The sequence below is a fragment of the Microcystis sp. M31BS1 genome (assembly GCF_020245285.1).
Taxonomy (GTDB): domain Bacteria; phylum Cyanobacteriota; class Cyanobacteriia; order Cyanobacteriales; family Microcystaceae; genus Microcystis; species Microcystis panniformis.
In genome coordinates, this window is sequence record NZ_JADBVE010000230.1 from 1 (window position 1) to 11577 (window position 11577).

The 11577-nt window shown below is 46.4% G+C and carries 9 protein-coding genes and 1 pseudogene; 2 read left to right on the forward strand and 8 right to left on the reverse strand.

Features of this window, described 5'->3' with window-relative positions:
- From IM509_RS13700 to psaA, 4 genes and pseudogenes are all read right to left on the reverse strand, one after another.
- Positions 1-313: pseudogene (locus tag IM509_RS13700) on the reverse strand (nucleotidyltransferase family protein); the annotation flags it as partial.
- Positions 314-630: 317 nt separating this feature from the next.
- Positions 631-1122, reverse strand: coding sequence for a DUF29 domain-containing protein (locus IM509_RS13705; protein WP_052276853.1), 492 nt, complete (start codon positions 1120-1122; stop codon positions 631-633).
- A 57-nt stretch (positions 1123-1179) separates the two neighbouring features.
- The gene (psaB, locus tag IM509_RS13710; RefSeq protein ID WP_002785240.1) at positions 1180-3393 is read right to left on the reverse strand and encodes a photosystem I core protein PsaB; all 2214 of its coding nucleotides are present in this window, start codon (positions 3391-3393) and stop codon (positions 1180-1182) included.
- A gap of 178 nt (positions 3394-3571) precedes the next feature.
- Entirely contained in the window at positions 3572-5821 is a 2250-nt protein-coding gene (gene psaA / locus IM509_RS13715) for a photosystem I core protein PsaA (protein ID WP_002734764.1), read from the reverse strand.
- 467 nt (positions 5822-6288) lie between these two features.
- Here psaA and IM509_RS13720 point away from each other — a divergent pair, with 467 nt between their 5' ends.
- Together IM509_RS13720 and IM509_RS13725 are read left to right on the forward strand one after the other, a co-directional pair.
- Positions 6289-7851: a hypothetical protein gene (locus tag IM509_RS13720; protein WP_185237519.1), complete on the forward strand. Its 1563-nt coding sequence runs from the start codon at positions 6289-6291 to the stop codon at positions 7849-7851.
- Between the two features lie 499 nt (positions 7852-8350).
- Positions 8351-8917: a hypothetical protein gene (locus IM509_RS13725; protein WP_002757226.1), complete on the forward strand. Its 567-nt coding sequence runs from the start codon at positions 8351-8353 to the stop codon at positions 8915-8917.
- Between the two features lie 339 nt (positions 8918-9256).
- Here the strand turns inward: IM509_RS13725 and IM509_RS13730 are convergent, their stop codons facing one another.
- The 4 genes from IM509_RS13730 to IM509_RS13745 all read right to left on the reverse strand — a co-directional run bounded on the left by IM509_RS13730 (position 9257) and on the right by IM509_RS13745 (position 11372).
- Positions 9257-9904, reverse strand: coding sequence for a YqiA/YcfP family alpha/beta fold hydrolase (locus IM509_RS13730; RefSeq protein WP_002785243.1), 648 nt, complete (start codon positions 9902-9904; stop codon positions 9257-9259).
- 11 nt (positions 9905-9915) lie between these two features.
- Complete coding sequence (locus tag IM509_RS13735) at positions 9916-10221, reverse strand: DUF2973 domain-containing protein (RefSeq protein WP_052276851.1); 306 nt, start codon at positions 10219-10221, stop codon at positions 9916-9918.
- A 101-nt stretch (positions 10222-10322) separates the two neighbouring features.
- A complete protein-coding gene (locus tag IM509_RS13740; RefSeq protein WP_081417918.1) occupies positions 10323-10730 on the reverse strand; it encodes a DUF2605 domain-containing protein in 408 nt (135 codons plus the stop codon).
- Between the two features lie 15 nt (positions 10731-10745).
- Positions 10746-11372 (reverse strand): TenA family protein, encoded by a 627-nt coding sequence (locus IM509_RS13745; RefSeq protein ID WP_185237518.1) that lies wholly within the window; start codon positions 11370-11372, stop codon positions 10746-10748.
- Between the last annotated feature and the right edge of the window lie 205 nt (positions 11373-11577).

Below are 11577 nucleotides of genomic sequence, written 5' to 3' on the forward strand. Positions count from 1 at the left end.
AATCAACAGAACATCCTAATATATCTTCTAAGTAAAGTCGTACCTCGATAAACTCAAATAACCCTACCGCTTTACTAAATTCTACCAATAAATCTACATCACTGTCAAAACGTGCTTCATCCCTTGCTACTGAACCAAATAAGTAGTCATGCAAAATTAATTACCTGCCCGATCGAGCTAAAACCCTTACGGGGCAATGATCGTCATGTGTAAATAATTTTGCCTAGGTACTTAGAGACAGAGATTTTACCCCTAGTTTTTCTAATTGTTCTCGGTGTGTTGCAAGAATTGTTAGTACCTCATCTCGTTTCATGGCTATTTTCTGAAATCTGATTCCTTCATTGTAACCTTAATGTTTGTTTGATGAATAACATTAGACCTCGATCTAATATTATCTCAAGGCTCAAAGTCTTTTTAGTTAAGAAACTTACCCAAATAAAAATGATTTTAATCGCCCCATATTTTTTCAATGAAATCAAATTGGCAACGATAGATATACATTTCAGCTATAGAACTACTTAGCTAGTACATAGTATAAAAGCAAGCTGTGATTGGGTGATAATTTTTGGAGATGTCTCTTGAACAAGAGGATAACTTATGAATGTCTTTCTCCGCTTTAATTCTCGTATTCTAAACTGGCAAAAAGTCAAAATCTATAATTTCTGCAAAGGTATAAGGACAAACTTGCGGAAACGTATCAACAGATAAACCAGTTTTTTTGATCACCGATCGCTTGGCTTTATCATAAATTATATCTAACCTAGAAGCCCCATAATTGTAGAGGGTTTTTGACTGGAATAAAATTTCTAGTTCTAGACGGAAATTATCGATTTCATCGGCCCATCCCCGGCCACAATTACCTTTTTCAGTCAGCCAATACTGATACATTAATAAATGTTTAACGGTTTGAATTAGATAGCTTTCCACTTTGTTCCTTTGTTCTCTCCCCAAATCTTCTATCTCCGTTAAAAGATGTTCCCAATCTAAATTTTTCATCTCCCCGCGTCGAATTTGTTCGGTGGTTCGCTCAATCCACAAAACAAAGTCCTGATCATAAAGCTGTTTTAATTCTTCCCACTGCATAGATTTTTGAGATTGAGCCGCGCTTTTATGATCAATCATAAACAACAAAACCCCCCACCAATGGGCGGGGGGTTTTTTAGTTACCTAATTCAAGGTTTAGCCGAACTTGCCAGCAGTGGAAGCGATCAAGAAGGCGGCGTAGGTGAAGATATAGCCAACGGTGAAGTGAGCTAAACCAACCAAACGAGCCTGAACGATCGAGAGAGCCACGGGTTTGTCTTTCCAACGAACGAGGTTCGCCAGAGGAGTGCGTTCGTGGGCCCAAACGATAGTTTCGATCAACTCTTGCCAGTAACCACGCCAAGAGATCAGGAACATGAAACCGGTTGCCCAAACGAGGTGTCCAAAGAGGAACATCCAGGCCCAGACAGAAAGGTTATTAACACCGTAGGGGTTGTAACCGTTGATTAACTGAGCCGAGTTAGCCCAGAGGTAATCGCGGAACCAGCCCATCAGGTAGGTGGAGTTTTCGTTAAACTGAGCCACGTTACCCGACCAGACACCGAGGTGTTTCCAGTGCCAGTAGAAGGTTAACCAACCCAGGGTGTTCAACATCCAGAACATGGCTAGGTAGAAGGAATCCCAAGCAGAGATGTCGCAAGTACCGCCACGGCCGGGACCGTCGCAAGGGAAGGAATACCCGAAGTCTTTTTTATCGGGCATTAATTTGGAACCACGAGCGTCTAAAGCACCTTTAACCAGGATTAGAACGGTGGTGTGTAAACCAAGAGCGATCGCATGGTGAACGAGGAAGTCGCCAGGACCGATGGTTAAGAATAGGGAGTTAGTGCCGCTATTGATTGCGTCTAACCAACCGGGTAACCAAACATCACCGTAGTTGGGATAGGCGGTGTAAGCGATACTATCGGGGTTAGACAACAGTACGTTCATGCCGTACAGGGTTTTACCCGAAGCTGCTTGCACGAATTGAGCAAACACAGGTTCGATCAAGATTTGTTTTTCGGGAGTACCGAAAGCGACGACCACATCGTTATGAACGTAGAGGCCGAGGGTGTGGAAACCTAAGAAAAGGGAAACCCAGCTTAGGTGAGAGATGATCGCTTCTTTATGCTCCAGCATCCGCGCCAGCACGTTATCTTTGTTCGCTTCGGGATCATAGTCACGCACGAAGAAGATAGCACCGTGAGCGAAAGCACCCACCGCTAGGAAACCAGCGATGTATTGGTGGTGGGTATAAAGAGCCGCTTGGGTAGTGTAGTCCTTAGCGATAAAGGCATAAGGGGGTAGCGCGTACATATGCTGCGCCACCAGAGAGGTGATCACGCCTAAAGAAGCGAGAGCCAAACCGAGTTGGAAGTGGAGAGAGTTGTTAACCGTGTCATAAAGATTTTTGTGACCGGCTCCTAACTTACCACTGGGGGGTCTGTGTGCATTGAGGATGTCCTTGATGCTGTGACCGATGCCCCAGTTGGTGCGGTACATATGACCAGCCACAATGAAGATAACAGCGATCGCCAAGTGGTGGTGAGCCATATCGGTTAACCAGAGGGACTCGGTTTGGGGATGGAAACCACCTAAGAAGGTGAGAATCGCAGTTCCCGCGCCTTGGGCAGTACCGAAAATGTGGTTAGCAGTATCGGGGTTTTCCGCGTACACACTCCAGTTACCGGTGAAGAAGGGTAGTAAACCCGCCGGGTGGGGGGGAGTGGAGAGGAAGTTGTCCCAACCAACGTGCTGACCGCGGGATTCGGGGATAGCAACGTGAACGAGGTGTCCGGTCCAAGCCAGAGAGCTAACACCGAACAGAGCGGCGAGGTGGTGGTTCAGGCGAGATTCAGCGTTTTTGAACCAAGCGAGGCTAGGACGGAACTTAGGTTGTAAGTGTAACCAGCCAGCAAAGAGGAAAATCGCCGAGAGAATCAGCAGGAACACCGCACCTTGGTATAGGTCTTGGTTGGAGGTCATACCGATGGTGTAGAACCAGTGGTAAACCCCGGAATAGGCGATGTTAACCGGATTAGAAGCGCCAGCTTGGGTGAAGGCATCCACAGCGCCTTTACCGAACTGGGGATCCCAAATCGCGTGGGCGATGGGACGGATATTTAAGGGATCTTTGATCCACTGCTCGAAGTTACCTTGCCAAGCGACGTGGAATATAGTACCGGAAGTCCACAGGAAAATGATTGCAATGTGGCCGAAGTGCGACGCGAAAATCTTTTGGTAGAGATTCTCTTCCGTCATGCCATCATGACTTTCAAAATCGTGGGCTGTGGCGATCCCGTACCAAATCCGACGGGTGGTCGGATCTTGGGCTAGATCTTGGCTAAATTTAGGGAATTTAGTTGCCATAGCTGTTTAGGAAATTCTCCTCTCTAAATAACTGAGGCTCTTACACGAGTGCTGGTTATTTCCTTTTTTCAATTCACCTTCTGTAATAGGAAACGCTTACAGAGGTATCGGTCAATCGACGCTGGTTCAGCCTAGTCTTGCCAATCCCCGGGGGACTGGCAAGCCCTTATAGGCAAGTTTAGCCAATCGAGAGACTTCTGGCCAAGAAGAATGCCCAAGTGGTTACAATACCGCCTAAGAGGTAGTGAGCCACACCAACGGCACGACCTTGAATGATGCTCAGGGCGCGAGGTTGGATAGCGGGGGCAACTCTTAACTTGTTGTGCGCCCAGACGATCGACTCGATTAATTCTTGCCAGTAGCCGCGACCACTGAACAGGAACATCAAGCTAAACGCGAAGACGAAGTGACCGGCTAGGAACATGATTCCGTAGGCAGACAGAGCGGAGCCATAGGAGTTAATCACTTGAGCTGCTTGCGCCCAGAGGAAATCCCGTAACCAACCGTTGATGGTGATGGCACTTTGGGCGAAGTTACCGAGGGTAACGTGGGTGACAGTGCCATCGGGGGCGACGGTTCCCCAGACATCGGACTGCATTTTCCAGCTAAAGTGGAAGATTACGACCGAGATGGAGTTGTACATCCAGAACAGGCCGAGGAAAACGTGATCCCAACCCGAAACTTGGCAGGTACCGCCGCGACCGGGACCATCGCAGGGGAAACGGAAACCGAGATTCGCTTTATCGGGAATCAGACGGGAACCGCGAGCGTAGAGAACCCCTTTGAGGAGAATCAACACGGTGACATGGATGGTGAAGGCGTGGATGTGATGCACGAGGAAATCGGCAGTACCGAGAGTGATCGGCATCATGGCCACTTTGCCACCCACTGCTACCACGTCGCCACCGAAAGCATAACTAGCGGTAGTGAGAGCGTTAGGAGCGGTGTTGCCGGGGGCTAGGGTGTGGAGACTTTGTACCCATTGAGCAAAGATGGGTTGTAGTTGAATTCCCGTATCCGAGAACATATCTTGGGGACGACCAAAAGCCCGCATGGTGTCGTTGTGAATGTATAAACCGAAGCTATGGAAGCCAAGGAAAATACATACCCAGTTCAGGTGGGAGATAATTGCGTCGCGATGACGGATCACCCGATCGAGCAGGTTATCGACGTTTTTGGCTGGATCGTAGTCCCGCACCATGAAGATCGCTCCGTGCGCTCCCGCACCGACGATTAAGAAGCCACCGATCCAAGTGTGGTGAGTGAACAAGGATAGTTGGGTGGCGTAGTCAGTCGCCTGATAGGGATAAGGCGGCATGGCGTACATATGGTGGGCCACGATGATGGTTAGCGAACCTAAGAGAGCAAGGTTAATCGCTAACTGAGCGTGCCAAGAGGTGGTCAGGATTTCGTACAGTCCTTTGTGACCTTGACCGGTGAAGGGACCTTTGTGGTTTTCAAGGATTTCCTTCATGCTGTGACCGATACCCCAGTTGGTACGGTACATATGACCAGCAATGATGAATAATACAGCGATCGCCAAGTGATGGTGAGCGGTATCGGAAAGCCAGAGACCACCGGTCACGGGGTTCAAGCCACCTTTGAAGGTGAGGAAATCCGAGTAAGCACCCCAGTTAAGGGTAAAGAAGGGGGTCAAACCCTGGGCGAAACTGGGATATAAGTCCGCCATCTTGCTCGGTTCGAGGATGAACTCGTGGGGCAAGGGGATGTCTTGGGGAGCTACTCCAGCATCGAGGAGTTTGTTCACCGGTAAAGAAACGTGAATCTGATGACCAGCCCAACCTAGGGAACCTAAGCCGAGTAAACCCGCCAAGTGGTGGTTCATCATCGATTCCACGTTTTGGAACCATTCCAGTTTCGGTGCGCTTTTGTGGTAATGGAACCAACCGGCAAACAGCATCAGGCCCGCCATAACTAAACCACCGATAGCGGTGCAGTATAGCTGATAGCTGTTGGTGAACCCAGAAGCACGCCAGAGGTAGAACAGACCAGAGGTGATCTGAATACCGTGGAAGCCGCCGCCCACATCGCCGTTGAGGATGCCTTGACCGACGATCGGCCAGACCACTTGGGCGCTGGGTTTGATGGCCAGCGGGTTGGTTAACCAAGCTTCATAGTTAGAAAATTTCGCGCCGTGGAAGTACATTCCACTTAGCCAAACGAAGACAACGGCGAGATGTCCGAAGTGGGCGCTGAAGATTTTCCGAGAAATATCTTCGAGATCGCTGGTTTGACTATCAAAATCGTGGACGTTGGCGTGTAGGTTCCAAATCCAGGTAGTGGTTTTGGGTCCTTTGGCTAAAGTGCGATCAAAATGCCCCGGTTGACCCCACTTCTCAAAGGAAGTAGGTACTGGGTCTTTATCTACAATCACTTTAGCTACCGCCTCTTTGGGGGGGAGTGCCATGAGGATTCTCCTCTCTCGACAATAGACTTAGCGTTTTATTTGAGGATAGATTTTTTAACCTAAAAAAGGCAAGTTGAAATCTGACCCACCTTTTGTTAATGTTGCTTGACTTTCCTCTTGGGTGAGATTCCAGTCGAAAGCATCAATAGTAGATGATAAGTCTTTGTTCTCTTGTCTGTTCGTTATGCTTAACAATAATTAAAATTCTCTCAATCCTTGATAGGAGAGACATTTTCTGCTATGGACGGTCTTAGTCAGGGTCAGACCAGTGATTTTTCTTTACAAAAGTTTATCAATTGTCGCTCCGGACGCCAATTTCCCCCTTTTCTCCCTCACCAGACCATATAGAAAATTCAATAGATAGATTCTCAAAAAACAATCAAACAATTCTGTAAAATTGAGGCCATAACCTGATCTTCTCCCGCTTTTGCTGACACCGGAGCATTCAATGACTCTAGCAAAAATCAATGGTTTGTATAGATTTTGGCCTTGGCTCTAGGAGGAACGTGCTATCCCTACTACATAAATTAATCCCAGTCAAAACCCTTCGTATATGTCTTGTGATCGGTTTACTGACCACCCTGTTAACCGCCTGTGGCGATCGCCTAACGGCTACCAATCTCCCCACTTCGGAAACCTCTAATCTTCCCGTCGTCCAAGGCCGCATTTCTGAGGTTGCCCCCCCGGTCCTAATTCAGGAACTGCGCCCCAGTTTAGATCGTTACGCTCCCCAAGTAACGATTCTCAGTCCTCTGGCCGAACAAGTTTTCGATGACCCTCAGGTGACAGTTAAACTACAAGTGTCAGATCTGCCAATTTTCCAAGACGATACCCTGAAATTAGGACCCCACTTGAGCCTAATTGTCGATAATGAACCAGCAGCAGCCATTTACGACCTCAAGCAACCGATTATCCTAGAAAATCTTGCCCCCGGTACTCATACCCTCCGCGTCTTGGCCCTGCGGCCTTGGCAGGAAAGTTTTAAAAATGATGGGGCCTTCGCTGAAACAACCTTTCATATTCTGACAAAAACAGGCAAAAATGCCCCTGATCATAACTTACCCCTATTAACCTACAGTCATCCGCAGGGAATCTACGGTGCAGAACCAATCCTGCTCGATTTTTATCTGAGTAATGCTCCTCTACGTCTGTCCAATACTGCCAACGGGGATAATAATCTTCAAGATTGGCGCATTCGTGTCACCGTCAACGGTGAAAGTTTTCTGCTTGATACTTGGGAACCGATTTATCTCAAGGGTTTTAACAAGGGCAATAACTGGGTACAACTAGAATTCATCGATGGTAAGGGAAATAAAATCGAAAACGAGTTTAATACCAGCGTGCGCGTGATTAGCTTTGATCCCTCTTACCAAGACGGCCTCAGTCAATTAGTCCGCGGCGATTTATCCCCTATAATTGCCCGTAGCATTGTTGATCCCAACTATCAAACTATTCCTAGTCTAGAGGAAGAAACCCCCGTTATTGAGCCAGAAACCCCTATAGTTGAGGAAGAAACCCCTGTAGTTGAGCCAGAAACCCCTGTAGTTGAGCCAGAAACCCCTATAGTTGAGGAAAGCCCTGTTATTGAGCCAGAAAGCCCTGTTATTGAGCCAGAAAGCCCAATAGTTGAGGAAAGCCCTGTTATTGAGCCAGAAAGCCCTGTTATTGAGCCAGAAAGCCCAATAGTTGAGGAAAGCCCTGTTATTGAGCCAGAAAGCCCAATAGTGGAAGAAAAACCAGTAGAGACAGAAACAATCGAAAAGGTCGAGGAAACCCCTGAAGCGATCGAATCTCCCCTAACCACCATACCAGAGACAAAGGAGATTAACGAACCTGCCCCTGGGATTCAGCCTCCGCTAGAAGTGGAACCTATTCCCGAACCCCAGAACAATAGCGAGCAAAAAATCACCATTTTTGATCGCGTTCAACAAACCTTAAACCGCTTCCAGTTGGCCTCTTCCCCAGCAGAAAAAGATATCGAACTACCCACCCTCGATCCTCAATTATTCAGCAATGTCGATCGCTCTTAAAACCCAGCTTAATCCTGTTTTTAGGGGAAGTGGGGAGGTGGGGATTTTTCAGTGAGCAGTGAACAGTAAACAGTAATCAGTGAAAAGAAAGTTCCCAAGTTTGGTTCTATTGGAGTTAAAGTGATAAGCTTATCTTATCGAAAAAAGGGCATAAGCCTTATGTCCCTAGCATTAATAACCATTATGTAACACAGTGAACATTTTTCACCTGATGTCCAGAAGACCCCGAAGTTTTCACCTAAAACTTTCTACTTAGGGCTGGCTGAATAACTGCCTCCTGCCCTCTGTCTGACCCCATCCTAGGTCTTTTTCGGTAAACCCTACTTAAAACTGGAATCTGCAATCTGATAACTGATAACTGATAACTGATAACTGAAACCTCCAACCGCTCGATCGAGAAATTATTAAACTAATATTTCGCAATATAGACAAAATTGGGAACTAGGTTATAATCTAGAACGTCTCTAGGTAATTTACCAATTTTTTGCTTGAGGTAATTGTGTTTAACAAAATTTCCCTTGTCGCTGGTTTTGCCGGTTTAGTTGCCCTAACTACCCTTGGCGCTGTACCCGCACAAGCAGGACCACAAAATAACGAAATCTTGATCAGTCAACTGCGCGGCCATAACACCTACAGAGGTGAGCCACAACTCAACCCCGGTGACTATATACTGGGTCGCGTCCGGGGAACCGTGGGTGGAATTCTGTCCATCCAATTGATCAGACCTGTGACAGTGGATGGCAAAGAAATTTTCAGTGGTGACTTTGCCGACGGAACCACCGCTCGTATTGTTGGGGATGCCATGGGTGGTGATGACGTGATTTTGCAAGTGGTAGATGGCAAATTAGTTTATGTGGGTAAAGCTCGTCCCTATTGGGTTTCCCGCTTGAAACTAAAATCGGAAATCTCCACCAGCGCTACTCGCTCGCAACTTTTAAGAGAAGTTAACCAAAAAGAACCCGCTTGGGGACTTCCCGCTTTACCGCCGGAAACCAGAACCTTTACTGAAGTTGCTCCTCAACCCGCTCCCGAGCCTAGTGTATCTCCTATCCGCGGACTTTGGTAGTGGGAAGACATCAGGAGAAAATCTCTTGTCTTTAGACTGAGAAGCTGAAAAATCTTCTCAAAGCCCAATACAAATGCACTAAAATTCCTCCTCTTTTTCCGATCGAAGGGGGGGTTTTTTATTTAGGGTTTGCGGCAAAAAGTTTTTCGTGGGGGTAGGGTGTGGGGTGTAGGGTGTAGGGTTTTACCGATTTTGAGGGGGTCAATTACCTAATTTTCAGGGAAAAAGTCCCGGAATTTTACCCCCGATCACTCCAAGGGTTGGCACTTTTTGAGGGAAAAAAAGTCTAAAAGCCTTATCCAACAAGGTTTTTAGATTTATTCAGCCAACCCTATTTAGTCAAAAATTGAGAAATAATTGTATTTCAGCCCAGATTCTCGTCAAAACATCGGTAAGGGCATGATCGCTATTTAATTCGATTAACTGTACCCAAGGACGAGAAAAAGCATAATAGCGACTATTTTCTGGGGGAATTACCCCATCGTTACTGCCATGAATAATCAGGGTGGGGAGCTGCCTGATTAACTTTTCTTGGGGATAATTAGCTAAATCCTCAATAAACTTGTAATAAATCGGCAGATAACGACGATAACCGTAGTGATAAACCGATAAACTCCCAGATTTTTGCCAATTGGCTAGGGTTTCTGCTCCCAATTGTCCTAACCAAATCGGCCCGAAATTAAAAGCGGGAGCTAATAAAACGAGCCTTTGCACCTGAAAATAAGTTTCTGCCAGCCAAGCTGCCGTTAAACCGCCAAAACTGGAACCAATCAGTGTAACGGGAAACTGAGATTGTTCAATCAATTGGCCGACTTGAACAATCTGACGAGTGAGAGTTAAGCTAGAAAAGTCATCACCGTTAAGATCGGGAATTTCCATTGCTAAACCCCTCTTTTGCCAACAATGTCTCAAAAATTGCGCTTTTGTAGATTGGGGGCCAGAAGCAAAACCGTGTAGATAAATATATCTGTTTTCAAGGACTGCCATTCTAGAACCAATTAGATTTCTTCATCTTGCTCTTTGGTGGCACTGGGAGAAGAATTATAAATGGCATCTAACTGTTGACGAGCATCTTCGACAGTGAGAGAACGAATCACTAACAGAGGTTCATTAATCGGTTGTCCAGTCTCGTCCAAAAGTTCGGGATGGGAAGTCATGGGATAACCGTAGGGATTATAGGAATTACCCGATTTAGCAGGACGTTTCTGGGAATCCATGCTGACAGTAATCAGACTCCGAATTAAATTATTAATGGTCAAAAAAGCGATAACTGTGAAGGCGAGGATATAGAGCAGATGTAACATTGGCCGAGTCTCCCGTGAATTATGCGTGAATATTCCTACAATTGCCAAAACTTTATGCTAAAAATTCGCTCAACTCTCTAGCTTACCAAAAAAGTTTCAAGTTAAGCGTCAGTTTGAGGAGATTGATATTCTCCCCAACCCTGTAATCGACGACGACGACTGCTGACCCCCCAACACTCTGCCACCAGCTGATGCCAAGGCAACAACATCTTGGCCTCGATACCCACCTGACCACCTGTGGTTTTAAAGAGTAAATGAGCCGTGGCTACCTCCTGTTGAGCGTTTTTGACTCTTGCTAATAAATCGTTTTGTTCCTCGAGGCTGAGAAAGGATAATCTCTCGGATTCGAGGAGGAGACGGGAACGGGAAAACCAATAGGTGAAATCCTCTAGTAGAGGTTCCAAGATAGTTTTCAGGAGTTCGTTTTCGGTGGGTTGCGAAGGGAACATTATTCTTATAATGACGATTTTGCTTACCTTAATCTTAGCGTTATTTATATTTCTTAACATTGTGACGGGAAAATTTTAAGATTTGCCCCGGCTGTAGGCGGCACTAAAGAAGTCCTGTTCACAACTAAGGGCATAACGATAGGATAAAGAGATATTTTCCGTCATCAGGGCGTATTTATCCGCTAATTCCTCTAACTGGCTTGCTAAAGCTGCGAATTCATTCCCACTATAACTATCAATCCAAGCTTGATAGGGATTCTCAGAAATCGCTTCTAAGGCTAATTGTTGGCCCAGATAAGCATAAAGACGCATACAGGGACTCATCGCCACGGCAATCGCACCGATGTCACCCATCCAAGCGGTAGCGAGAAGAAAATCCGTATAGCGACGGGTGGCATTAGCGGGCTGAACCTTTCTTAGGTCAACCCCCCACTGTAAAGCGTAATTTTCGTGTAATTCTAACTCCTTTAATACCCCCGCCGCCAACCGATGAAAGCTAGTAAATCCCTGCCAATCAGAAGCTTTAGCGGCGGCGATACTGTAAGCACGGGCGAAAGATTCCAGAAAAAAAGCATCTTGACCGACATAAAAAGCGAAACAATCCCGTTTAAGCTCTCCTGTGGCGATACCTCGCACAAAAGGGTGTTCTAGACAAGCTTGTACTAGATCTTGATGGCTGTGCCAAAGTTGCTGACTAAGCATGGGAAAATACTAATTAGGTGGACAAGGTTGGTTAAGTGGGTGGGTGGAATTAAATATAAGATGAATGTAGCGATTGTCTTAAAAGTCAAGGGGAATAAAGAAAATCTTTTGTACCCCAAATAGGCAAGACAAAGTAACGGCACCAGTCATCCGTTTTGTCAGCGATGAAATTGTTCGGAAAACTGGACTAAGCGGGTGCTTGCCA